19 protein-coding genes are annotated in these 24,660 nt (G+C 69.9%); 8 read left to right on the top strand and 11 right to left on the bottom strand.

Annotated elements, in window-relative coordinates:
- The first annotated feature begins 70 nt into the window (after nt 1–70).
- On the top strand, nt 71–1,771 hold the full coding sequence (locus GTY58_RS14800; RefSeq protein ID WP_010984264.1) for a methylmalonyl-CoA mutase family protein: 1,701 nt from the start codon (nt 71–73) through the stop codon (nt 1,769–1,771).
- A 161-nt stretch (nt 1,772–1,932) separates the two neighbouring features.
- Here GTY58_RS14800 and GTY58_RS14795 read toward each other — a convergent pair whose 3' ends face one another.
- Nucleotides 1,933–2,568 carry a TetR/AcrR family transcriptional regulator gene (locus GTY58_RS14795; RefSeq protein WP_010984263.1) on the bottom strand — a complete coding sequence of 212 codons (636 nt, stop codon included), beginning with the start codon at nt 2,566–2,568 and terminating at the stop codon, nt 1,933–1,935.
- A gap of 236 nt (nt 2,569–2,804) precedes the next feature.
- On the opposite strand from GTY58_RS14795, the gene GTY58_RS14790 reads away from it, so the two are divergent.
- The 4 genes from GTY58_RS14790 (at nt 2,805) to GTY58_RS14775 (ending at nt 7,109) form a co-directional block, all read left to right on the top strand.
- Nucleotides 2,805–3,791: a tetratricopeptide repeat protein gene (locus GTY58_RS14790; protein WP_010984262.1), complete on the top strand. Its 987-nt coding sequence runs from the start codon at nt 2,805–2,807 to the stop codon at nt 3,789–3,791.
- A gap of 624 nt (nt 3,792–4,415) precedes the next feature.
- On the top strand, nt 4,416–5,060 hold the full coding sequence (locus tag GTY58_RS14785; RefSeq protein ID WP_010984260.1) for a DUF6230 family protein: 645 nt from the start codon (nt 4,416–4,418) through the stop codon (nt 5,058–5,060).
- 194 nt (nt 5,061–5,254) lie between these two features.
- Nucleotides 5,255–5,821, top strand: a complete 567-nt coding sequence (locus GTY58_RS14780; protein ID WP_010984259.1) for a DUF6114 domain-containing protein — start codon at nt 5,255–5,257, stop codon at nt 5,819–5,821.
- Between the two features lie 94 nt (nt 5,822–5,915).
- Nucleotides 5,916–7,109 (top strand): hypothetical protein, encoded by a 1,194-nt coding sequence (locus GTY58_RS14775; protein WP_237528792.1) that lies wholly within the window; start codon nt 5,916–5,918, stop codon nt 7,107–7,109.
- A 186-nt stretch (nt 7,110–7,295) separates the two neighbouring features.
- Here the strand turns inward: GTY58_RS14775 and pyk are convergent, their stop codons facing one another.
- The 3 genes from pyk to pta all read right to left on the bottom strand — a co-directional run bounded on the left by pyk (nt 7,296) and on the right by pta (nt 12,104).
- Nucleotides 7,296–8,726, bottom strand: a complete 1,431-nt coding sequence (gene pyk, locus GTY58_RS14770; protein ID WP_010984257.1) for a pyruvate kinase — start codon at nt 8,724–8,726, stop codon at nt 7,296–7,298.
- A 73-nt stretch (nt 8,727–8,799) separates the two neighbouring features.
- Nucleotides 8,800–10,017 (bottom strand): acetate kinase, encoded by a 1,218-nt coding sequence (locus GTY58_RS14765; protein ID WP_010984256.1) that lies wholly within the window; start codon nt 10,015–10,017, stop codon nt 8,800–8,802.
- On the bottom strand, nt 10,014–12,104 hold the full coding sequence (gene pta, locus GTY58_RS14760; protein WP_010984255.1) for a phosphate acetyltransferase: 2,091 nt from the start codon (nt 12,102–12,104) through the stop codon (nt 10,014–10,016). Before pta ends, GTY58_RS14765 begins: the two co-directional genes overlap by 4 nt.
- A 196-nt stretch (nt 12,105–12,300) precedes the next feature.
- Between pta and GTY58_RS14755 the strand changes: the two genes are divergently transcribed.
- On the top strand, nt 12,301–13,326 hold the full coding sequence (locus tag GTY58_RS14755) for an ATP-dependent 6-phosphofructokinase (protein WP_010984254.1): 1,026 nt from the start codon (nt 12,301–12,303) through the stop codon (nt 13,324–13,326).
- Between the two features lie 42 nt (nt 13,327–13,368).
- Here GTY58_RS14755 and GTY58_RS14750 read toward each other — a convergent pair whose 3' ends face one another.
- From GTY58_RS14750 to GTY58_RS14725, 6 genes are all read right to left on the bottom strand, one after another.
- Nucleotides 13,369–14,001 (bottom strand): hypothetical protein, encoded by a 633-nt coding sequence (locus tag GTY58_RS14750; protein WP_037651570.1) that lies wholly within the window; start codon nt 13,999–14,001, stop codon nt 13,369–13,371.
- Between the two features lie 553 nt (nt 14,002–14,554).
- A complete protein-coding gene (locus GTY58_RS14745; RefSeq protein WP_010984252.1) occupies nt 14,555–15,394 on the bottom strand; it encodes a carbohydrate ABC transporter permease in 840 nt (279 codons plus the stop codon).
- A 1-nt stretch (nt 15,395) separates the two neighbouring features.
- Nucleotides 15,396–16,289: a sugar ABC transporter permease gene (locus GTY58_RS14740; RefSeq protein ID WP_042494377.1), complete on the bottom strand. Its 894-nt coding sequence runs from the start codon at nt 16,287–16,289 to the stop codon at nt 15,396–15,398.
- A 32-nt stretch (nt 16,290–16,321) separates the two neighbouring features.
- Nucleotides 16,322–17,659 (bottom strand): extracellular solute-binding protein, encoded by a 1,338-nt coding sequence (locus GTY58_RS14735; protein ID WP_107082916.1) that lies wholly within the window; start codon nt 17,657–17,659, stop codon nt 16,322–16,324.
- A 430-nt stretch (nt 17,660–18,089) separates the two neighbouring features.
- Nucleotides 18,090–18,767: a response regulator gene (locus GTY58_RS14730; protein WP_010984249.1), complete on the bottom strand. Its 678-nt coding sequence runs from the start codon at nt 18,765–18,767 to the stop codon at nt 18,090–18,092.
- The gene (locus GTY58_RS14725) at nt 18,764–20,461 is read right to left on the bottom strand and encodes a sensor histidine kinase (RefSeq protein WP_010984248.1); all 1,698 of its coding nucleotides are present in this window, start codon (nt 20,459–20,461) and stop codon (nt 18,764–18,766) included. The genes GTY58_RS14730 and GTY58_RS14725 overlap by 4 nt, the downstream gene beginning before the upstream one ends.
- 172 nt (nt 20,462–20,633) lie before the next feature.
- On the opposite strand from GTY58_RS14725, the gene GTY58_RS14720 reads away from it, so the two are divergent.
- Nucleotides 20,634–22,043 carry a cation:dicarboxylase symporter family transporter gene (locus GTY58_RS14720; RefSeq protein ID WP_037651564.1) on the top strand — a complete coding sequence of 470 codons (1,410 nt, stop codon included), beginning with the start codon at nt 20,634–20,636 and terminating at the stop codon, nt 22,041–22,043.
- A 78-nt stretch (nt 22,044–22,121) separates the two neighbouring features.
- Here the strand turns inward: GTY58_RS14720 and GTY58_RS14715 are convergent, their stop codons facing one another.
- Complete coding sequence (locus GTY58_RS14715) at nt 22,122–22,739, bottom strand: TetR/AcrR family transcriptional regulator (protein WP_010984246.1); 618 nt, start codon at nt 22,737–22,739, stop codon at nt 22,122–22,124.
- Between the two features lie 149 nt (nt 22,740–22,888).
- Here GTY58_RS14715 and GTY58_RS14710 point away from each other — a divergent pair, with 149 nt between their 5' ends.
- Nucleotides 22,889–24,616 carry an MFS transporter gene (locus tag GTY58_RS14710; protein ID WP_010984245.1) on the top strand — a complete coding sequence of 576 codons (1,728 nt, stop codon included), beginning with the start codon at nt 22,889–22,891 and terminating at the stop codon, nt 24,614–24,616.
- Nucleotides 24,617–24,660: the final 44 nt, after the last annotated feature.

Genomic DNA, 24,660 nt, shown 5'->3' with positions numbered 1-24,660 from the left:
CCGCCGTACGGGTACACGTACGGCGGTCCCCCATCGACATTTACTAGGACGTCCTAGTAAATTCGTGGGTATGGACGCTGACGCCATCGAGGAAGGCCGCCGACGCTGGCAGGCCCGCTACGACGCCTCACGCAAGCGCGAGGCCGATTTCACCACGCTCTCCGGCGATCCCGTGGAGCCGGCGTACGGGCCCCGGCCCGGGGACGCGTACGAGGGTTTCGAGCGGATCGGCTGGCCGGGTGAGTACCCCTTCACGCGCGGTCTGTATCCGACCGGCTACCGGGGCCGGACCTGGACCATCCGGCAGTTCGCCGGGTTCGGCAACGCCGAGCAGACCAACGAGCGCTACAAGAAGATCCTCGCCAACGGCGGCGGTGGGCTGTCCGTGGCCTTCGACATGCCGACGCTCATGGGGCGCGACTCCGACGACCGCCGCGCGCTCGGCGAGGTCGGGCACTGCGGGGTCGCGATCGACTCGGCGGCCGACATGGAGGTCCTGTTCAAGGACATCCCGCTGGGTGACGTGACGACGTCGATGACGATCAGCGGGCCCGCCGTGCCCGTCTTCTGCATGTACCTGGTCGCGGCCGAGCGGCAGGGCGTCGACCCCTCCGTCCTCAACGGCACCCTCCAGACCGACATCTTCAAGGAGTACATCGCGCAGAAGGAGTGGCTCTTCCAGCCCGAGCCCCATCTGCGGCTCATCGGCGACCTGATGGAGCACTGCGCCTCGAAGATCCCCGCGTACAAGCCGCTGTCCGTCTCCGGGTACCACATCCGGGAGGCCGGTGCCACGGCCGCCCAGGAGCTGGCGTACACCCTCGCCGACGGTTTCGGATACGTGGAGCTGGGGCTGAGCCGCGGCCTGGACGTGGACGTGTTCGCGCCCGGGCTCTCCTTCTTCTTCGACGCGCACGTCGACTTCTTCGAGGAGATCGCCAAGTTCCGTGCGGCGCGGCGCATCTGGGCGCGCTGGCTGCGGGACGTGTACGGGGCGAAGTCGGAGAAGGCGCAGTGGCTGCGCTTCCACACCCAGACCGCGGGCGTCTCGCTCACCGCGCAGCAGCCGTACAACAACGTCGTACGGACGGCCGTGGAGGCCCTCGCCGCGGTGCTCGGCGGGACGAACTCGCTGCACACCAACGCCCTCGACGAGACCCTCGCCCTGCCGTCCGAGCAGGCGGCCGAGATCGCCCTGCGCACCCAGCAGGTGCTGATGGAGGAGACGGGCGTCGCCAACGTGGCCGATCCGCTGGGCGGTTCCTGGTACGTGGAGCAGCTGACCGACCGGATCGAGGCCGACGCCGAGAAGATCTTCGAACAGATCAGGGAGCGCGGGCTGCGGGCCCACCCGGACGGGCGGCACCCGATCGGGCCCATCACCTCCGGCATCCTGCGCGGCATCGAGGACGGCTGGTTCACCGGGGAGATCGCCGAGTCGGCCTTCCAGTACCAGCAGGCGCTGGAGAAGGGCGACAAGCGGGTCGTCGGCGTCAACGTCCACCACGGGTCCGTGACGGGCGACCTGGAGATCCTGCGCGTCAGCCACGAGGTGGAGCGCGAGCAGGTGCGGGTGCTGGGCGAGCGGAAGTCGGGGCGCGACGACACGGCCGTAACCGCGGCCCTGGACGCGATGCTCGCCGCCGCGCGCGACGGGTCGAACATGATCGCCCCGATGCTGGACGCGGTCCGCGCGGAGGCCACGCTGGGCGAGATCTGCGATGTCCTCCGGGAGGAGTGGGGGGTCTACACGGAGCCCGCCGGTTTCTGAGGCGCCACAAGTCGGGCGCCAGAAGTCAGGCGTCACAAGTCAGGCGCCACAAGTCAGGCGCCACAAGTCAGGCGTCAGAAGTCAGGTGTCAGACGTTCAGGCGCCCGGTGCGGGCCCTGTGTGCGGCCCCGCACCGCGCTACGGCCCGTACGGCGTCGTCCTCAGGCGCCGTGCGGGCCGGCTGACGCCCCGGCGAGCCCCAGCAGCAGGATCCGGGTGAAGGACTGGGCCCAGGCCGCGTCCACCGGCTCCGCGCTCACCAGGGTGCGGTGGACCACCGCACCCGCCACCATGTCGAAGATCAGGTCCACGGTGCGGGCCGCCTCCTGTGCGTCCTCCTCGGGCGGCAGCTCCCCGCGGGCCTGGGCGCGGGACCGGCCGGCCAGGACGAGCCGTTTCTGGCGGTCGACGATCGAGGCGCGGATCCGCTCGCGCAGGGCGTCGTCGCGCGTCGACTCGGCGACGGCCGCCATCAGCCCGCTCCGCGCCTCCGGGCGGGCCAGGATCGCCGCGAACTGAAGGACGACTCCCTCGATGTCCGCGGCCAGGCTGCCCAGATCGGGCAGTTCCAGCTCGTCGAAGAGTTCGGCCACGGCGTCCACCACGAGCTCGTTCTTGCCCGCCCAGCGGCGATAGAGCGTCGTCTTTGCAACCCCGGCGCGGGTCGCCACGTCTCCGAGGGTGAGCTTCGACCAGCCGAGTTCGACCAGCGCCTCCCGCGTCGCCGCCAGGATCGCGGCGTCCGCGGCGGCGCTGCGTGGACGCCCCGTACGGGGGGCGGAGGTGCGGCACTGCATGTCGGCGACCATATCCGGCGATCGTGTGAAGTGGTGAGGGAGATCACCGGGGGGTGGGTCACACGGGCCCCCGGGGACAGTTACGCTACGACTCGTAGCGAAAGCTCGTGCGCGGTGACTCGCACGCGAGCGACGACCACTGGCGCCAGGTGGGGACCCGGCGCCGATCATCATGTGCCAAGTCTGGCTTTCACAACGCTTTTCACACGCGGGCGCGGAAGGGGGAGGATGTACTCATGCAGCCACGGAACATGTCCATGAGCGGAGTCGTCGACCTCGCCGCGGTGAAGGCGGCCCAGGAGGCCAAGGCGAAGGCGGAGCAGGCGCGCGCCGAAGCGGCCAGGCAGGGCGGCGGGGGTACAGCCGTCTCTGCTGTGCCTCCATCGAGCCTCGTCATCGACGTAGACGAGGCGGGTTTTGAGCGCGATGTCCTGCAGCGGTCCACCGAGGTCCCGGTCGTCATCGACTTCTGGGCCGAGTGGTGCGAGCCCTGTAAGCAGTTGAGCCCGGTCCTGGAGCGGCTGGCCGTCGAGTACAACGGACGGTTCGTCCTCGCCAAGATCGACGTCGACGCGAACCAGATGCTGATGCAGCAGTTCGGCGTCCAGGGGATTCCGGCCGTGTTCGCGGTCGTCGCCGGGCAGGCGCTGCCCCTCTTCCAGGGTGCGGCGGGCGAGCAGCAGATCCGCGGCACACTCGACCAGCTCGTCGAGGTCGCGGAGCAGCGCTTCGGGCTCACCGGGCTGACCGTCGCCACCGACGCCGAGCCGGGTGCCGCCCAGGAGGCCCCGCCGATTCCGGCCGGCCCCTACGACGCGCTGCTCGAAGCCGCCGTACAGGCCCTGGACGCGGGCGACTTCGGCGGCGCGGTGCAGGCGTACAAGAACGTCCTGAGCGACGATCCGGGCAACACGGAGGCCAGGCTGGGCCTCGCCCAGGCCGAGTTGTTGCAGCGGGTGCAGGACGCGGACCCGCAGCGGGTCCGCGTGGAGGCCGCCGAGAAGCCCGGCGATGCGCAGGCGCAGATCGCGGCCGCCGACCTGGACCTGGTGGGCGGGCATGTCGACGACGCGTTCGGGCGGCTGATCCAGACGGTGCAGCGCACCGCGGGCGACGACCGGGACGCCGTACGGCTGCGGCTTCTTGAGCTCTTCGAGGTCGTCGGCGCCGATGATCCCCGGGTGACGGCGGCCCGCCGGGCGCTGGCCCGGGCGTTGTTCTGACCAGTCGCTAAACGCTGGGAGTCATGGTGGCCGAGTGAAAATTCTGCTGCCGAAGTGACAGTGCGGTCGCGTTTTACCAAATCTTGGTAATCGCGGCCGCTGTTACTTGGAGTAAGTCACGGGCGGGGATCTGTCGGATTCTGTCCATACTTCAACGTATCTGTCAGCTCCCTTTGCGCCACCCAGAGTTGTCGGCCGATATCTGCGGGTCGTTGTTCGGTTATCCGCCCGTTACTAGCGAGTAACGAACCCCCTTGCGGGGGCGGCGAGAATGGACCACGATCGGCGACGCTCGGTCCATTGCCGTACCCCGCCAGCCAGCCGGGTCAACGGGTTTTCCTGGGTCCCCACCGAGCAGGAGACGGCGGCCAGTGGCGCCGGCTCCTGGACAGGGGGGTCTCCGCCGTCCGGTGGAGCCTGTCCGGCAGGTTGTGCGTGATGTGTGTCAGGCGCGACCAGTGGTTGTCGCTCGGGGGTGATCGCCGGTGATTCGGGCGCAGTACGTGCCTCCGAGTACCTGCGCTCTCCTTCCCGAGGACGTAGCACTTCTCCCATCCCTGCCCGGTTGAGCCGCCGTCAGGAGGCAGCCAGGGCCAGGAGATGTACGTCCGAGAAGGAGGAAATATGGAGTCCCAGGTGCGTGGCGGGACCAGATGGAAGCGCTTCGCTGTGGTCATGGTGCCCAGCGTCGCAGCGGCTGCTTGCGTTGGTGTCGGGCTTGCGCAGGGTGCGCTGGCCGCGTCGTTCAGCGTTTCCGGCCAGGAGTTCAAGGTCAGTGCCGATCATCTGCACGGTGATGGCTTCGCCCAGTACGGCGGTATCGACAGTGGCTACACGTCGACCGACGGAAAGACCAAGACGGTCCGTCCGGTCGCGATTTCGTCGTTCGACACGGCCGAGATCACGAAGATGTGCCAGTCGGTCAAGACGGAGATCCCCCTCATAGGGAAGACGATCTACCTCCGTCTGGACGCGGGGCCGGACGACAAGCACAAGGTCGAGGCCGAGAAGCTCTACATCGATGTCGCCCAGCTTGACGCCGACGCGACGTTCAAGAACATCGACATCGGTGTGGCGGTCAAGGACAAGACCAGGGGTCCTGCCGTGAAGAGCGGCGAAAACGCGCTGCCGGGCGGCTTCGCCCAGCAGGCGGAGTCCGCCGACCTCTACGGCGTCGAGCAGACGGCGTGGGCGACCACCGCCGGCACCTTCAAGCTCAGCGGCCTGAAGATGCGTCTCGGTACCGACTCCAAGATGGAGTGCTTCTGACGGCTTGCGCCGTAGGGGCGTCCTTGGACAGCTGAGCTGGCCAGGGGGGCGGGGAAGCCGTCGCTTCTCCGCCCCGAACGCCGCCCCGCCCGGCGCTTTGCGTCGGGCACTCTCACAGACTCAGATCTTCCGGCTTCTCCACGCCTACGGCCGAGCCGGTACGTACTTCCACCGGACCCAGGGAGCTGTTTTCCATGAGTGCCGAGACTTCGGTCCAGAGCGCCGGGAGCTTCACCCGGCTGCGTCTGCGATTCCGTGACTGGCGGGGCAGTCGGCCGTTCTGGGCGGGCCTTTTCACCATGCTCGGCGGGGTGCCGATCGCCTATTTCCCGTACGCCACCCTCAAGCTGGGCACGATGTCGATCGCGATGGCGACCACGGCGGGTGCGGGCTCCCTCATCATCGGCGTCCTGCTGTTCACGCTGGGCCTGACCATGTGGTTCCAGCAGGCCACGCGCATCTTCGCCGGCGTCGCCGCGATCGTCCTCGCTCTGGTGTCCCTCGTGGTCTCCAACATCGGTGGCTTCATCCTGGGCTTCCTGTTCGCGCTGATCGGCGGCGCTCTGTCCGCTTCCTGGGCGCCGGGCAAGCCGGCAGCGGACGCCGGGCGGCGTGCCGCGAGCCAGGACCCCGCGGGCGACGGCGGGGCGGGAACGGCTCCGGAGAACGCCGCCGGTGGGCCCGGTGAGCCACACCCTTTGCCGGACCCCGTGCACGGCGCCGGGGCCGAGGACTCCAACGGGGGGTACCGTGTCGGCTGATGAGGTCCATGGCGAGAGCTCTTCGGCCCTGGCGCAGGTGAGATCGGGACCGCGCCACGCGGCCCCCAGGAAGCCGCTGTTCACCAGGTTCCACATGCCTGCCGGCAAGGCGATAGCCATCGCGGCGATGCCGACGGCGGTCCTCATGGGCATGGGGTTCACGCCGACGCTCGCCCAGGCGGACGACCAGCCGTTGTCCAAGAGCGAGTTGGCCGACGAGTACAAGAACTGCGTCGCCGCCCTGGAGGACGGCGCGTCCGCGTCGGCCACGCCGTCACCGTCCGCCTCCGCGTCCGACGACGCGTCGGACAAGGGCGACTCGGCGGAGCCGAGCCCCTCGGCCTCCGCGTCCTCGGACAAGACCTCTTCGTCGGATTCAGGTTCCGACGACAAGGCCGAGCCCACGCCGTCCGCGTCCGCGTCCGCGTCCTCGTCTTCCGCCGGTACGTCGGACAAGTCGTCGGGCGGCGACACGTCCACGGCGACCCCGTCGGCGTCCGAGAGCAGCGGCAACGTGCTCGAGGAAATCGGCGACGCGATCAAGGACGTCCTCACCCCCGACAGCCCGTCGGCGAGCGCCACCCCCACCCCGACGGCCTCCGCCTCGGCGAGCGCGAGCAAGGACACCTCCGACACCGTCAAGGACACGACCGACAAGGTCACCGACACGGTCAAGGACACCGCGCAGGACGCGACGAACACGGCGTCGAAGGCGGCCGAGGACGCCACGGAGAAGGCGAAGGAAGCGGCCGACGAGGCCACTTCCTCGGCCACCCCCAGCCCGTCGGCGTCCGCGAGCTCCACCACGGACCCGAAGGACTGCAAGGCCGCCACCGACGACCAGGGCGGTATCGACAACAGCATCAACCTGCCCGACGACCCCTGGACGCTCAAGGCCAGTTCGCTGAAGCTCGAGGGTGCCGACTACCAGGGCGTCGTCAAGGTGCGCACGGCCGGCGGCAAGGTCAAAAAGGTCCTGAAGTACGTGATCTCCCAGGGCACCGAGATCGGTGACCTGCACCAGCTCGTCGTCGGCGACGGCGGCAAGACCTACCACGTCCAGGCGGGCGAGGGCACGAAGTCCACCATCAGTGACGGCAAGACGATCATGTACACGGAGAGCATCTCCGGCAATCTGTTCGGCCTGATCCCGGTCACGTTCGACCCGGAGAACCCCCCGCCGCTGAACATCCCGCTGATCTACTTCACCAAAGTGACGGTCATCCAGGCCGGCCAGTTCGGCGGAACGCTGCACGTGCCGGGGCTCCACCAGTACATCACCGGCTGACGCCGCCCACCGACCCGTCCGGGAGCCGCATCAAGAGCTGTGGCCGGGTTCCTCGCAGGACCGCGAGGAACCCGGCCACAGCTCTGTGCGGCGGCGTTCGCGGCGCGGCGGAGCATGGTCGAAGTGAAACGCCGAAGGGCGCCCCCCGCACGCAGGGGGCGCCCTCCAGCGCGTACACAGGTCGGGTCAGGCGCGCTTGCCCTCGCCCAGGTGGTGCACTCGCACCATGTTCGTCGTGCCCGGGACGCCGGGGGGCGAGCCGGCGGTCATCACGACGACGTCGCCGTCGTTGAACCGCTTCAGGTTCTGCAGCTCGGAGTCGACCAGGTCGACCATCTCGTCGGTGCTGTTCACGAACGGCACGACGTGGGACTCGACGCCCCAGCTCAGTGCGAGCTGGTTGCGCGTGCCCTCGTCCGTGGTGAAGGCCAGGATCGGCTGGGCCGCGCGATAGCGGGAGAGCCGACGGGCGGTGTCGCCCGACTTGGTGAAGGCCACCAGGCCCTTGCCGCCCAGGAAGTCGGCGATCTCGCAGGCCGCGCGGGCGACCGAACCACCCTGCGTACGGGGCTTCTTGCCGGGGACCAGCGGCTGCAGGCCCTTCGACAGCAGCTCTTCCTCCGCCGCCGTGACGATCTTCGACATCGTCTTGACCGTCTCGATCGGGTAGGCGCCGACCGACGACTCGGCGGACAGCATCACCGCGTCCGCGCCGTCGAGGATCGCGTTGGCCACGTCGGACGCCTCGGCGCGCGTCGGGCGGGAGTTGGTGATCATCGACTCCATCATCTGGGTCGCGACGATCACCGGCTTGGCGTTGCGGCGGCACAGCTCCACGAGGCGCTTCTGCACCATCGGGACCTTCTCGAGCGGGTACTCGACGGCCAGGTCGCCGCGCGCCACCATCACGCCGTCGAAGGCCGCGACGACGGCCTCCATGTTCTCCACCGCCTGCGGCTTCTCCACCTTGGCGATGACGGGGACCCGGCGGCCCTCCTCGTCCATCACCTTGTGGACGTCCTTCACGTCGCTCGCGTCGCGCACGAAGGACAGCGCGACCAGGTCGCAGCCCATCTTCAGGGCGAAGCGCAGGTCCTCGATGTCCTTGTCGGACAGCGCGGGCACGTTCACGGCCGCGCCGGGCAGGTTGATGCCCTTGTGGTCGGAGATCACGCCGCCCTCGATGACGACCGTCTTGACCCGCGGCCCGTCGACCTCGACGACCCGCAGCTCGACGTTGCCGTCGTTGATGAGGATCTGGTCGCCCTTGGAGACGTCCCCGGGCAGGCCCTTGTACGTCGTGCCGCAGATGTGCTTGTCGCCCGGCACGTCCTCGGTGGTGATGATGAACTCGTCACCGCGCACCAGCTCGACGGGACCCTCGGCGAAGGTCTCCAGCCGGATCTTCGGGCCCTGGAGGTCCGCGAGGACACCGATGGCCTTGCCGGTCTCGGCGGCCGCGGCCCGGACCCGGTCGTACCGGCCCTGGTGCTCGGCGTGCGTGCCGTGGCTGAAGTTGAAGCGGGCCACGTTCATGCCGGCCTCGATCAGCGTGACGAGCTGCTCGTGGGAGTCGACCGCGGGGCCGAGAGTACAGACGATTTTCGAACGGCGCATAGGGCGATCCTATCGGTTTGTTTCGCTACGGAATATTCCGTCTGGTGGAAGATACAAAGGGGCGCGGTGCCGCTCAGGTGAGGTGGTGCGCCGTGCCCACGAGGGCGTACGTCTGCTGGGCGATCTCCAGTTCCTCGTCGGTCGGCACCACCGCGACCGCGACCCGCGCGTCCTCGGGCGAGACGATCCGCGGCTCGTCGCTCCGTACGGCGTTGCGCTCGCTGTCGACCACCAGCCCCAGTTCCTCCAGGCCCGCGATCGCGGCCGCGCGCACCGGGGCCGCGTTCTCGCCGACCCCGGCCGTGAACGCGACCGCGTCCACCCGGCCGAGGACCGCGTAGTAGGCGCCTATGTACTTCTTCAGTCGGTGAATGTAGATGTCGAAGGCGAGCGCCGCCTGCTCGTCGCCCTCGTCGACACGGCGGCGGATCTCCCGCATGTCGTTGTCGCCGCACAGGCCGATCAGACCGCTCTTCGTGTTGAGCAGAGTGTCGACCTCGTCCGTGGACATTCCGCCGACCCGCATCAAATGGAAGATGACGGCCGGATCCATGTCACCGGAGCGCGTACCCATCACCAGCCCCTCCAAGGGGGTCAGCCCCATGGAGGTGTCCACGCAGCGCCCACCGCGCACGGCCGACGCGGAGGCGCCGTTGCCCAGGTGCAGCACGATCAGGTTCACGTCCTTCGGCGCCCTGCCCAGGAGCTTCGCGGTCGCCCGGGACACATACGCGTGCGAGGTGCCGTGGAAGCCGTAGCGCCGGACGCGGTGCTCGTCGGCCGTCTTCACGTCGATCGCGTAGCGCGCCGCCGACTCCGGCATCGTCGTGTGGAAGGCGGTGTCGAAGACGGCGACCTGGGGGAGGTCCGGGCGCAGCGCCATGGCGGTGCGGATGCCGGTGAGGTTGGCCGGGTTGTGCAGCGGCGCCACGGGGATCAGCCGCTCGATCTCGGCGAGGACGTCGTCGTCGATGACGGTCGGCTCGGTGAAGGACCTGCCGCCGTGCACCACGCGGTGGCCGATCGCCGCCAGCTCGGGGGAGTCCAGGCCGAGCCCGTCCTTCGCCAGCTCCTCGGCGACGGTCTTGAGGGCGGCCGCGTGGTCGGCGACCGGGCTGGTCAGCTCCCGGGAGACACCCGTGGTGAGCGGCGTGTGCTTCAGCCGGGAGGTCCCCTCACCGATGCGCTCGACCAGACCCACGGCCAGCCGGCTGCTGTCCCGCATGTCGAGCAGCTGGTACTTCACCGACGAGGAGCCGGAGTTGAGGACGAGGACGCGGGTCGGGCTCACTGGGCGGTCGCCTTCTCGTGGGGGGACTGGGCCTGGATCGCGGTGATGGCGACGGTGTTCACGATGTCCTGCACGAGGGCGCCGCGGGACAGGTCGTTGACGGGCTTGCGCAGACCCTGCATGACCGGGCCGACGGCGATCGCGCCGGCCGAGCGCTGCACGGCCTTGTAGGTGTTGTTGCCGGTGTTGAGGTCCGGGAAGATCAGCACGGACGCCTGCCCGGCGACGTCCGAGCCCGGCAGCTTGGTCGCCGCGACGGACGGCTCGACGGCGGCGTCGTACTGGATCGGTCCCTCGATCTTCAGGTCGTCGCGGCGCAGCCGGACCAGTTCCGTCGCCTCGCGCACCTTGTCGACGTCGGCGCCCGAACCGGACGTACCCGTCGAGTACGACAGCATCGCGATCCGCGGCTCCACCCCGAACTGCCGGGCGGTGGCGGCCGACTGGACGGCGATGTCGCACAGCTGCTCGGCGTTCGGGTCGGGGTTGACCGCGCAGTCGCCGTACACCAGCACCTTGTCGGCGAGGCACATGAAGAAGACGGACGACACGATCTTCGTGTCCGGCTTGGTCTTGATGATCTCGAACGCGGGCCGGATGGTGGCGGCCGTGGAGTGCACGGAGCCCGACACCATGCCGTCGGCGAGCCCCTCCTGCACCATCAGCGTCCCGAAGTAGTTGACGTCGGCGACGACGTCGTAGGCCAGCTCCACCGAGACCCCCTTGTGGGCCCGGAGCTGGGCGTACTTCTCGGCGAAGGAGTCCCGCAGCTGTGAGGTCACCGGGTCGATCAGCTGGGAGCCGCCCAGATCGATGCCCAGGTCGGCGGCCTTCTTGCGGATCTGGTCGACCGGGCCGAGCAGCGTCAGATCGCACACGCCCCGGCGCAGCAGCACCTCGGCGGCGTGCAGGACGCGCGTCTCGGTGCCCTCGGGCAGCACGACGCGCCGCTTGTCGGAGCGGGCCTGCTCCAGGAGCTTGTGCTCGAACATCATCGGCGTGAGCCGGTCACTGCTCGGGGCGGACACCCGCTTCAGCAGGTCGCCGGTGTCGACGTACCGCTCGAACAGGCCGAGTGCGGTCTCCGCCTTGCGGGGCGTCGCCGCGTTCAGCTTCCCCTCCAGGGAGAACAGTTCGGCCGCGGTGGGGAAGCTGGTGCCGGCCACCGAGACCACCGGGGTGCCGGGCGCGAGCCGGGCGGCCAGGGTGAGGACCTCGTCGCTGGGCCGCTCGTCGAGGGTGAGCAGCACACCGGCTATCGGCGGGGTGCCCGCGCTGTGCGCGGCGAGCGCGCCCACCACCAGGTCGGCGCGGTCGCCCGGGGTGACCACCAGACACCCCGGGGTCAGCGCGTTGAGGAAGTTCGGCAGCATCGCACCGCCGAACACGAAGTCGAGGGCGTCCCGGGCGAGCCCCGAGTCGTCGCCGAGGAGCACCTTGCCGCCCAGGGCGTGCGTGATCTGCGCGACCGTCGGCGCGGAGAGCGCCGGCTCGTCCGGGAGTACGTAACAGGGCACGGCGAGAAGGGAATCGAGCCGTGCGGCCAGTTCCTCGCGGTCCTCTCGGGCCACCCGGTTCACCACCATGGCGAGGACGTCGCAGCCGAGCCCCTCGTACGCGCGGTAGGCGTTACGGGTCTCGGCGCGCACCGACTCGGCGGTCTGCCCGCGCCCGCCGACCACGGGGATCACGGCCGCGCCGAACTCGTTCGCGAGGCGGGCGTTGAGGGCCAGCTCGTCGGGGAACTGGGTGTCGGCGAAGTCCGTGCCGAGGACGAGGACGACGTCGTAGTCGCGCGCGACCAGATGAAACCGGTCGACCAGCGTGGACATCAGCTCGTCGGTCCCCTGCTCGGCCTGGAGCGCGGACGCCTCGTGATAGTCCATGCCGTACACGGTCGCCGGGTCCTGGGCGAGCCGGTAGCGGGCGCGCAGCAGCTCGAAGAGGCGGTCGGGACCGTCGTGCACAAGCGGGCGGAACACCCCCACCCGGTCGACCTGGCGGGTCAGAAGCTCCATGACCCCCAGCTCGACGACCTGGCGGCCGTCGCCGCGGTCGATTCCGGTCACGTACACGCTGCGCGTCACGCGTGCTCTCCGTTCCGTTTCGTGTGAGGGGCTCGAGGCCGCGAAAATCACCCGCCGTGCCGGGTGGAACCCCCTTGACAGTACCTCTGCGGGTGGATAAGGCGCCCGTCAACAGGTGGGAGCGGCGACCACCTGTGAGGCGTGAAACAATCGGACTGGCTCACCGGTGTCAACAGCGAGCAGGAGACACAGCACGATGCGTATCGGAGTACTCACCGCAGGCGGCGACTGCCCAGGCCTGAACGCAGTGATCCGGTCGGTCGTGCACCGAGCGGTCACGATGTACGGCGACGAGGTCATCGGCTTCGAGGACGGCTACGCGGGCCTGCTCGACGGCCGCTACCGCGCCCTCGACCTCAACGCGGTCAGCGGCATCCTCGCCCGCGGCGGCACCATCCTCGGCTCCTCCCGGCTCCAGCGCGACCGCCTGCGTGAGGCCTGCGAGAACGCGCAGGACATGGCCCGCGAGTTCGGCATCGACGCGCTGATCCCCATCGGCGGCGAAGGCACCCTGACCGCCGCCCGCATGCTCTCGGACGCGGGCCTGCCGGTCGTCGGCGTCCCGAAGACGATCGACAACGACATCTCCGCCACGGACCGCACCTTCGGCTTCGACACGGCCGTGGGCGTCGCCACGGAGGCGATGGACCGCCTCAAGACGACCGCCGAGTCCCACCAGCGCGTGATGGTCGTCGAGGTCATGGGCCGCCACGCGGGCTGGATCGCCCTGGAGTCCGGCATGGCCGCCGGCGCCCACGGCATCTGCCTGCCGGAGCGCCCCTTCGACCCCGCCCACCTGGTGAAGATGGTCGAGGAGCGCTTCGCCCGAGGGAAGAAGTTCGCCGTCCTCTGCGTCGCCGAGGGCGCGCACCCCGTCGTGGGCAGCATGGACTACAGCCACGGCGCGATCGACCAGTTCGGCCACGAGCGCTTCCAGGGCATCGGCACGGCCCTCGCGGCCGAGCTGGAGCACCGCCTCGGCAAGGAGGCCAAGCCGGTCATTCTCGGCCACATCCAGCGCGGCGGCACGCCGACCGCGTACGACCGGGTGCTCGCGACCCGCTTCGGCTGGCACGCGGTCGAGGCCGCGCACCGCGGGGACTTCGGCAGGATGACGGCGCTGCGCGGCACGGACGTCCAGATGGTGCCGCTGGCGGAGGCGGTCACGGAGCTGAAGACGGTGCCGAAGGACCGGATGGACGAGGCGGAGTCGGTCTTCTAGATCCCTGTGCCCCGGTAGGTGCGCCGACCTCCGTAGGTCACCTCAATACGTGCTCCGCTGGACCGTCGACCAGAAGTTCTCCACGATCCGGTCGAGGAAGTCGCGGCCCGCGTCGCCGGCCTCGTCGGCGGCCGGGCCGCCGCCGCCCCAGCTGAGGGTGGCGACCATCTGCCCCTGATAGGCGTGGTGCAGCTCCTGGAGCGCGTCCTCCAGCAGGCGCCGGTCCAGGGGCACCATCTTGCCGACCGGCCGCACATACGCCTGCCAGCGCGTCGTGACCGCGCTGCGCAGCAGCTCCGCCAGCTTCGCGTCGCGTCCGGTCACCGTGATGAAGTCGGGCAGCGAGAGTTCGAGCAGATCGGCGAGTGCGGACGACTGCCGCTCGTTGCCGCGCCACTCGTCGGTCTCCTCCATCCGCTGATACACGAGGAGTTCGAGCCCGACGGCCCGCGCGACGTCCTCGGCGGCGAGACCGTGCGCGACCCGGTGCTCGCGCAACGTCCGCGGCGCGCCGATGAGTTCGCCCGGCGAGCACCACAGCACCCCCGCGAGCGCGGTGAGTTCGGGGGAACTCGGCGCGGTGATCCCGCGCTCCCAGGCGACGACGAGATCGGGAGTGACGTAGGGAAGCCCGTACGACGCACGCATGCCGTACGCGACATGCTCGGGCCCCATGCCGAGAGCCGAGCGCAGTCTGCGGGCGGCGAGGGCGTTGAAGGGCGGGGTGGGCTGGTGGGCCTGCGGTGGGTGCACGCGCACAAGCTATGGGCGCCGGACTGCGGTGACTACGGTCTGTTCGGCCACAATCACTGATTGTAGGAACATACGGTTTCGGCCGCCGGGGCCGGCTGGCCGGGGGCCGACTTGTCGCCCGTGTGAGGCGGGGCGGAACGGTTTCCGCGGGTGGCCGGAGTGGACGCCTGGAGGGGGCGTGGGCGGGGGAACGGCAAGGTAGAGGGGCATATTCGCGAGCGGCTCCGCGCCCCCGGCCTCTGCCGCCGGGCGCCGGCGGGGTGCCGCGGGCGTCGCCGGTGCGGGTCGACATCGAGGGCGAGTACGTCATGATCAACGCGGCGATCGGACCTGTCAAGGAGGGAGAACGTCCGGCGCGATCCGGACGTCTGCGCAGCCCGCCCCGGCCCCGGCAACCCGTGTGAGCCGTACGACCGCACCGGCATCCGGGCTCGTGTCCGCCGAGTCACCCGAGCGCCCCGTCACTCCCGTCCCGTCACCCCTTGACCGCCCCGCCCAGCGCGAATCCCCCGCCCAACCGCCGTGCGACCAGCACGTACAGCAGGATCACCGGCGTCGAGTAGATGACGGAGAACGCCGCCAGCTGCCCGTACACCACCGTCCCCCGATTCCCGAAGAAGTCGTTGATGCTCACCGACGCCGGCATCTGGTCCGGCGTGAGCAGCAGCATGAACGGCACGAAGAAGTTGCCCCACATCATCACGAACGCGAAGACCGTCACCACCGCCACGCCCGGCCCCATCAGGGGCAGCACGACCCGGATCAGCGACTGGAACGACGACGCTCCGTCCGTCCACGCCGCCTCCTCCAGTTCCTTCGGCACTCCGTCCATGAAGTTCTTCATCAGCCAGATGGCGAAGGGGAGTTGAGAGGCCGCGAAGAAGAAGATCGTCCCCTGGAGGGTGTCGATCAGATTCACCTGTACGAACAGCGCGTACACCGGAACCATCACCGCCGTGATCGGCAGACTCGTCGCGAACAGGATCGTCAGCAGGAACGGCCTGTTGAGCCGCGACCGGAACCGCGACAGCGGGTAGGCCGCGAGCGCCGCGCACGCCACCGTCAGGAGCGTCGCCCCGCCGCACAGGATCAGGCTGTTGAGCAGTGGCGTGAAGGTGATGTCCGGCTTGAGGACCGCGTCGAAGTTGTCCAGTGTCAGGCCGTCCGGCACCTTCACCTCGAGTCCGGCGTGCGCGTCCAGCGAGGACAGCACCACCCAGGCCAGGGGGAGCGCGAAGGCCGCCGCCACGACGAGCAGGCCGGCGTCCGCCGCGAGCCGGTGGGCCGTGCGGCGGGAGGCGGGAGTGCGCGGCATCTCAGACCTCCGTCCGCAGCAGCCGCATATAGACGAGCGAGAACAGCGAGCCGACCACCAGCAGCAGGAGCGCCACCGCGGTCCCGTAGCCGATCATGCTCTTCTGGAAGGCCTGTTCGTACATGAACAGGGGGAGCGTCTGGCTTCTGTTTCCAGGGCCGCCTCTCGTCATCACCCAGATCAGGCCGAAGACGGACAGGGTCTGGAGGGTGTTCAGCATCAGGTTGGTGCCGATCGACCGGCGGATCATCGGCAGCGTGATGTGCCACATGCGGCGCCAGCCGCCCGCCCCGTCTACTTCCGCCGCCTCCGTGATCTCCTTGGGGATCTCGTTCAGCGCCGCCGAGTAGACCAGCATCGAGAAGGCCGTTCCCCGCCATACGTTCGCGAAGGAGACCGCCAGGATCGGCAGCGTGAACAGCCAGTTCTGGGAGGGGAGGTGAAGCCCGTCGAGGATGGCGTTCAGGGTGCCCTCCCGCCGGAAGAACGCGTACAGCAGGAACCCCGCCACCACCTCCGGCAGCACCCACGCCGTGATGACGATCCCGCCGACGAGCGTACGCATCGGCTTCGACGCCCGTTGCATCAGCGACGCGAGCGCCAGGCCCAGCGTGTTCTGGCCGACCAGCGACGACAGCACCGTGAAGACGAGTGTCAGCCAGACCGCGTTCAGGAACGCCTCGTCCTTGAACGCCGCCCGGAAGTTGTCGAAACCGACGAACGACGCGTGGGCCTGGCCCGTGAGCTGGAGATCGGTGAAGGCGATGTACGCGCAGTAGCCGATCGGGCCCGCGAGGAAGAGGACCAGGAGGACGACGGCGGGGGCGGCCGGGAGGGCGCGGACCAGGGAGCGGCGGGCGCCTTTCCGGCGAGGGGCGGCGGCCTTCCCGGTCAGGGGGCGGCCCGGGGCGGCTCGGGTGTCCGCGCTCACTTCTCGATCACTTGGTTGTTCGTGGCCGTCTTCAGCGCTTCGTCGTATCCGCTCGCCGCCTTGTCGACCGACATGTCACCCGTGGTCACGCCCTCCATGGCTTCCTGGATGGCGGTCGAGACCTTGGGGTACGCCGGGTACGCGGGGCGGTAGTGCGTGCTGGCGACCAGGTCCGTGAAGAACTTGATGCCGGGCTGGGCCTTCGTGTAAGCGGGGTCCTCGGCGACGTCCTTGCGCACCGCGATGCCGGAGTTGGCGATGTACCACTTCCGTGCGTTCGCCGCCGTCTGCATCGTCTCGATGAACTTGAACGCCAGGTCGGGGTTGCCGGCCTTCGCCGGGATCGACCACGTCCAGCCGCCGGACATGCTCACCTTGCCGGGTGCCCGGCCGTCCTGCGTCGGCATGGCCGCGAGGCCGAGCCTGCTCGACCACTCGGGCCACTCGTGGCCGCTGCCCTTCAGCCAGTCCTGCGGGAGCCAGGAGCCGTCCAGGTCGATGCCGAGCTTGCCCTTGGGCAGCAGTTCACCGCGGACCGCGGTCGAGAAGTTCGGGTCGAGGGCGTCGGAGACATCGGGGCCGAGCTTCTCCTGGTAGACCGTCTCGACGAAACGGAGGGCGTCCTTGAAGCCCCGGCCCGCGGTGATCCATTTCTTGGTGGCCGTGTCGTACAGGGGGTCCGCCGTGCCGTCGCCCGTCCCGTACAACAGCATCTCGAAGCCCTGCATCGTGGCGGCCTCGCCCGCCGGCTTGCCCGTGTACACGTTCAGCGGGGTGACGCCGGGGACCTTCTTCTTGATCGTACGAGCCGCGGAGAGGACCTCGTCCCAGGTCTTCGGCTGCCAGTCGGCGGGCAGACCGGCCTTCTCGAAGACGCCCTTGTCGAACCAGAGGCCCCGGGTGTCGGTGCCGTCGGGGACGCCGTACGTCTTCCCGTCCTCGCCCTTGGCGGCCGCCTTGGCCGTGTCGAGGAACTGGTCCCAGTCCCGCCACTTGGCGAGGTAGGGGTCGAGGGGCTTCAAGTAGCCGCTGGTGATGTCCGAGTTGATGAGGAAGGTGTCCTCGTAGACCAGGTCGGGGGCGGTCTTCGGGGACCGCATCATCTGCTGGACCTTCGTGTAGTACTCGGAGTCCGGGGCCTTGATGGGGACGAGTTCGACCTTCTTGCCGGGGTTCTCCTTCTCGAACTGCTTCTTGATGCCGGCCAGGTAGGTGTCCGTGACCTTGATCGAGTTGTCCATGGACTGTTTGAAGGAGACCTTCACCGTGTCCGGATCACTTCCGGAACCGCTGCCGCAGGCGGTGAGGGCACCGCCGGCGGAGACGGTGAGCAGGGCGGCGAGAAGAAGCGGGGCAGTGGTGCGGGGGCGGGCGGCGGTGGGGCGCACGGGCACGACCTCCTACTGGCCTACGTCGTTGTGGCCAAGACGGCTGCCCGGTGAAGGTAAGAGGAATGGTCTAGTCAGGTCAATGCATGTGCAGCGGCCCGGACTTGAGCGGCTTTGAGGAAGGCGTCGGCCCGGGTGAAGGCCCGGACTGCTCCACGGGCTTCGGCTCTACCGCCCCCGGTCGTCCCGATGGGCGATGAACGGGCCGTGGAAGGTACTGCCTGATCCCGGCTGGGCCGCGTACCCCGCGGGGTCGGCGCGCGTCGCCCCCACCGGGACGTACGCGCTCGACGAGGTGCCCCTCACATAAGCGCCTCCCCGTCGGAAAGGTGAGCGGCCGCGTCGTCGTGCTTCCCGGCGGCGGACGTCCGTGCGGTCAGCCCTTCACCCACCGGTACTGCAACTCCGGCCGCCCCACCTGCCCGTACTGCGGACTCCGCCCGGCCCGCCCGGATTCGACCAGGTGCTCCAGATACCGCCGTGCCGTGATCCGGGAGATGCCCACCGCCTCGGCCACCCCCGCGGCCGTCAGCCCCTCGGCCGAGTCCCGCAGAGCCCGCGTCACCCGTTCCAGGGTCGGTGCGCTCAGGCCCTTCGGCAGGGCCGCCGGGCCCGGTGCCCGCAGGGTCGCCAGGGCCCGGTCCACCTCCTCCTGGCCGCTCGCCTCGCCCGCCGCCGCATGGAACTCGGCGTATCTGATCAGCCGGTCCCGCAGCGTCGCGAAGGTGAACGGCTTCAGCACGTACTGCACCACCCCCAGCGACACACCCTCCCGCACCACCGCCAGGTCCCGCGCCGAGGTCACCGCGATCACGTCCGCGTGATAGCCGGCGGCCCGCAGGGAGCGGGCCAGTTGCAGGCCGTGCACGTCCGGCAGGTGCAGATCCAGGAGCAGCAGGTCCACCGGCGTACGGTCCAGCGCGCGCCGCGCCTCCGCACCGGTGTGCGCCTTGCCGACCGCCGTGAAACCGGGGACGCGGCCGACGTACATGACGTGCGCGTCGGCGGCCACCGGGTCGTCCTCCACGACCAGTACGCGAATGGGCTCGGTCATACGTCGTCGCCTCCAGGCAAGGCGGGTAGGGCGGGCTCGGACGCACCACCGTGTCGGCGGGTGGGCTCGGATCCGCCGGCGGCTCCGGCCGGACCCACCGTAGGCAACGGCAGCCGCACCTCGAACTCCGCCCCGCCGCCGTCCGCCTCCGCGACCGTCAGCTTCCCCTCGTGGCGGGCGACGGCCTGCCGGACGAGGGCGAGCCCCAGCCCCCGGCCGCCGGACGCGGTCGCCGGCTTCGTCGACCAGCCCCGCTGGAACACCGCCTCCGCGTACGCCGGATCCACTCCCGCGCCCGTGTCGGCCACCCGCAGCACCAGCCCCGACGCGTCGGTGAACACCGTCACCGTCACCCGCGCCCGCATCGAGCCCTGGGCCGCGTCCACCGCGTTGTCGATCAGGTTGCCGAGGATCGTCACCAGGTCCCGGGCCGGGAGCGAGGGCGGCAGCAGACCGTCGTCGAGGGCGCTCTCCTCCGACACCACCAGCTCCACGCCCCGCTCGTTCGCCTGTGCCGCCTTGCCCAGCAGCAGGGCGGCGAGGACCGGCTCGCTGACCGCGGAGACCACATGGTCCGTCAGGGCCTGGGCCAGCTCCAGTTCCGCCGTGGCGAAGTCGACGGCCTCCTCCGCGCGCCCCAGCTCGATCAGCGAGACGACGGTGTGCAGACGGTTGGCGGCCTCGTGCGCCTGTGAGCGCAGCGCCGTGGTGAAGCCGCGCTCGGAGTCCAACTCGCCCATCAGCGACTGAAGTTCGGTCACATCGCGCAGGGTGACGACGGTGCCGCGGCGCTCGCCGCCCGAGACCGGCGAGGTGTTCACGACCAGGACGCGCGCGGCCGTCAGATGGACCTCGTCCACCCGCGGTTCCGCCGACAGCAGCGCGCCCGTCAGCGCCGCGGGCAGGCCCAGCTCCGCCACCGAGCGGCCGATCACGTCCCCCGTCACCCCCAGCAGCTCCCGGCCCCCGTCGTTGATCAGTGCCACCCGGAACTGGCCGTCCAGCATCAGCAGACCCTCGCGTACGGCGTGCAGCGCGGCCTGGTGGTAGTCGTGCATACGGCTCAGCTCGGCCGCGTTCATGCCGTGCGTGGAGCGGCGCAGCCGGGCGTTGATCACGTAGGTGCCGATGCCGCCGAGGGTGAGGGCGCCCGCGGCGACGCCGATCAGGGCCGTCACCTGGTCCTGGACCCGCTTCGTGATCGCCTCCACCTTGATGCCCGCGCTGACCAGGCCGATGATCCGCGTCCCGTCACGGATCGGGGTGACGGCGCGGACGGACGGGCCGAGCGTGCCCGTGTACGTCTCCGTGAAGGACTCGCCCTTCAGGGCTCGGGTCGTGTGACCGAGGAAGCGTTCGCCGATCAGGTCGGGGTTGGGGTGGGTCCAGCGGATGCCCCGCGGATTCATGATCGTGACGAAGTCGACGCCGGTGTGCCGCTGTACCTGGAGCGCGTACGGCTGAAGGGCGGCCGACGGGTCGGAGGTGCGGATCGCCGCGCGCACGGACGGGGCGTCCGCGACCGACCGGGCGACGGCCATGGTCTGCCGCCTCGCCGCCTCCTCGGCCTGGCTGCGGTCGCTGACGTAGGTGAAGAGCGCGTATCCGGCCACGAGCACCGCTATCAGCACGGCCTGCATGGCGAAGAGCTGACCCGCCAGGCTGCGGGGTCGGGGCACGTGGGGGAAGCGCATGGGATCAGTCTGCCCCTACGTATAAGCATGAACTAAATGCACGAAAGGGTGACCGCCCTCACAGCGGCGGGGCATAGTCGCCGCAACCCCGGAGTGCGTTTCCGGGCCATCGGTCCGGGAGTGACTTTTCCGGACACCGATCTCCCCCCGGACGTGAGCCGCACGCCGGATGATGCCGACGACGTCGTCAAGGAGGGCAGCCGTGAGCACAGCCCAAACGGCACCTGCCGCACCCGCCGCCAAGCGGGACCGCACCCACTATCTCTACATCGCGGTGATCGTCGCGGTGGCTCTCGGCATCGCCGTCGGGTTCGCCGCGCCGGACTTCGCCAAGGAGCTCAAGCCGATCGGCACCGGCTTCGTCGCGCTGATCAAGATGATGATCTCGCCGATCATCTTCTGCACGATCGTGCTCGGCGTCGGCTCGGTGCGGAAGGCCGCCAAGGTCGGCAAGGTCGGCGGGCTCGCGCTCGGCTACTTCATCGCGATGTCGTTCGTGGCGCTGGCCATCGGCCTGGTCGTCGGCAACATCGTCCACCCGGGCAGCGGGATGCACCTGACCGAGGCCGTGAAGGGTGTGGGGCACACCCAGGCGGAGGCCGCCGCGGAAGGACCCGTGGACTTCCTGCTCGGGATCATCCCGACCACCTTCGTCTCGGCCTTCACCGAGGGCCAGGTGCTCCAGACGCTGCTCGTGGCGCTGCTCGTGGGCTTCGCGCTCCAGGCCATGGGGCGTACCGGTGAGCCGGTGCTGCGCGGGGTCGAGCACATCCAGAAGCTGGTCTTCCGTATCCTCGGCATGATCATGTGGGCCGCGCCCGTGGGTGCCTTCGGCGCCATGGCGGCCGTCATCGGTGAGACCGGCATGGACGCGCTCAAGGCGCTGGCCACGATCATGTTCGGCTTCTACATCACCTGTTTCCTGTTCATCGTGGTGGTGCTCGGCACGCTGACGAAGCTGGTGGCGAAGGTCAGCCTCTTCCAGCTGCTGAAGTACCTCGGCCGGGAGTTCCTGCTGATCGTCTCCACCTCGTCGTCCGAGTCCGCGCTGCCGCGGCTCATCGCGAAGATGGAGCACCTGGGCGTCAGCCGCCCGGTCGTCGGCATCACGGTGCCGACCGGCTACTCCTTCAACCTCGACGGCACGATGATCTACCTGACCATGGCCTCGCTGTTCATCGCCGACGCGATGGACCAGCCGATGAGCATCGGCCAGCAGATCGGTCTGCTGCTCTTCATGATGATCGCCTCGAAGGGTGCCGCCGGTGTCTCCGGTTCCGGCATCGCCGTCCTGGCCAGCGGTCTCCAGTCGCACAAGCCCGCGCTGGTCGACGGTGTCGGCCTGATCATCGGCATCGACCGCTTCATGAGCGAGGCCCGCGCCGTCACCAACTTCGCGGGCAACGCCGTGGCGACGCTGCTCATCGGTACCTGGACCGGCGAGGTCGACAAGGAGCGGGTGAACCGTGTGCTCGCCGGTGAGCTGCCCTTCGACGAGAAGACGCTGCTGGACGACGCCGAGGACGACGTCCGCGCGGAGGTGCCCGAGCAGGGCGGCGAGAAGGAACTCGCCAAGGCGTAGTTCCCCCACCACTCCGAGCGGCTGGGTCACTCCCCCGTAGGCCCGGCCGCTCGGTTCCACTCTGCCCGGCAGCAGTGGTCAGTCGCTCAGCTTCGCCACCAGTCCGGTGGCGCGGGAGGCGGGTACGCCCGCCGCGGTCAGCATCGTGACCGCGGCGGAGCGGCCCGCCTCTTCGGCTGCCAGCAGGCCGTCGTTCACCGCCTCCATGAGCGCGAACAGCATCTGCTCGTGCACGTACGCCAGGGCCGCAGCCGGCAGCGGCGACTCGAACACCCCCTGCTCCAGGCCGCGCCGGAGCAACTCCACGCACGCCTGACGGACCGGCGTGAGGCGGTCCCGGATGCCCTGCACGGTGACGCTGCGCTGGGCGAGCGCGACCAGGATCCGGTACCGGTCGGCGATCTCCCACACCGCGAGCGTCGAGCGGGCCAGCGACTCGGCCGGGTCCGCCACGCTCTCCCGGCCCGCCGCGTGCGCGGCCGCGACCGCTTCGACGGCGCCGTCGACCAGGGTGCTGATCAACGCCTCACGGCTCGGGAAGTGCCCGTACACGGTGCGCCGTACGACCCCCGCGACCCGGGCGATCTGGTCCATGGACGCATCGGGGTCGCGCAGCAGCTCGGCGAGCGCGACATCGAGGATCCGGCGGCGGTTGGCGTCGGCGCGGCTGGTGTTACCCGTGGTCATGTCAGCCATTCTGCCTGCCTCGCGGCCGGGGTTCGCCGTTCCTCCGCAAGGGCTTCACCTCCTCCATTTGCACAGCATTGTGCAACGACGTACATTGCACATGGTTGTGCATTTGCACTCCACTGTGCAAGTCGATTGAGGAAGGGCGAACCGTACCCATGCGTCTCGTCATGAACGAACCGGTCGAGAGGATGGACCGGCCCTACGCCCGGCGCTGGTGGGCACTGCTCGTGCTCTGCCTGAGTCTGCTGATCATCGTGATGGCGAACACCGCCCTCACGGTCGCGGCCCCCGACATGACCCAGGACCTCGGCTTGTCCAGCGCCGACCTCCAGTGGGTCATCGACGGCTACACCGTCCCGTACGCCGCGCTGATGCTGCTGCTCGGCGCGATCGGCGACAAGTACAGCCGCCGGGGCGCGCTCGTGCTCGGGCTCGTCGTCTTCGGCGGCGGAGCGGTCGCGGGCTCGCTCGTCGACAGCGCCACCGGGGTCATCGCGGCCCGGGCCGTCATGGGCGTCGGCGCCGCGCTGATCATGCCCGCCACGCTCTCCCTGCTCGCCGCGACCTTCCCGCGCGCCGAACGGGCGAAGGCGATCACCCTGTGGACCGCCACGGCGGGCCTCGCGATCGCGGCGGGCCCGCTGGTCGCGGGCGCGCTGCTCCAGAACCACGGCTGGTCGTCCACGTTCCTCATCAACGTGCCCATCGCCTTCGTGGCCGTCATCGGTACGTTCGTCCTCGTGCCGCCGTCCAGGGCCGCCCACCACCACCGCATCGACTACGTCGGCGGACTGCTGTCCGTCGTCTGGATCGGCTCGCTGGTCTACATGATCATCGAGGGGCCGCACTTCGGCTGGGGCGTCAAGGCGGTCACGGCCGCGGTCGCCGCGGGCGTCGGCTTCGTCCTCTTCATCGGCTGGGAGCTGCGTCACCCGCGCCCCGTCCTGGACGTACGCCGTTTCGCGCACCGCCGCTTCGCGGGCTCCAACCTCGCCGTCGCCCTCTTCTTCCTGGCGGTGTTCGGCGCCTTCTACTACCTCACCCAGCACCTCCAGTTCGTCCTCGGATACGACGCCCTGGACACCGGGGTGCGCATGCTGCCGCTCGCCGGGGCCGTGTTCGTCGGCTCGGCGCTGACCGGCTACCTCACCCCGCGCGTCGGCATGAAGATCACGGTGACGGCGGGCATGGTGGGCGGCACGGCCGCGCTCGCGCTGCTCACCCGGGTCGACGCGGCATCGTCGTACGGCGACTTCGTCCTCCCCCTCGTCATCTTGGGCCTCGCGATCGGGCTCGCGCTGTCGCCCTGCACGGACGCGATCATGGGGGCGTTCCCGGAGGCCGAGCTGGGGGTGGGCGGCGCCGTCAACGACACCTCGCTGGAGCTGGGCGGCTCGCTCGGCATCGCCATCCTCGGGTCCGTCCTGGCCGGTTCGTACTCCTCGCACCTCTCGGACGCGACCACCGGCAGCAAGCTGCCCGCGAGCGCGCTGAGCCAGGCGCAGGACTCGGTCGGCGCCGGTTACGCGGTGGCGCGGGGCATCGGCGACAAGGCGCGACACCTCGGCGAGCAGGCGGCGCAGGCGGGGAGCACGGAACAGGCCGCGCGGTTGAAGGTGCAGTCGGGCCAACTCGCCGACGGCGCCCGGCAGATGGCGGACGCGGTCGGCTCCGCGTTCGCGGACTCGGTCGCCCACACCAGCCTGGTCGGCGCGGTGGTCCTGGGCGTGGGGACGGTACTGGTGGGAGTGCTGCTGCCGCGCAAGGAAGCCGCCGTGCGGGAGGTTGAGCAGGAGCAGGAGCAGGAGCAGGAGCAGGAGCAGGAGCAAGGGCAGGGGCGGAAGCAGGAGGAGGAAGAGCTGGTGGACAGCGAGGCTCGCTGACCCCGGCCCCGCCCGCCGCCTCTTCACCCCATGCGCCACCGTGC

Origin of the sequence: Streptomyces sp. SID5469 (genome assembly GCF_009862865.1) — a bacterium.
Lineage (GTDB): Bacteria > Actinomycetota > Actinomycetes > Streptomycetales > Streptomycetaceae > Streptomyces > Streptomyces avermitilis.
The sequence above is the reverse complement of the archived record's forward strand: the minus strand, read 5'-3'. Positions and strand labels throughout refer to the sequence as shown.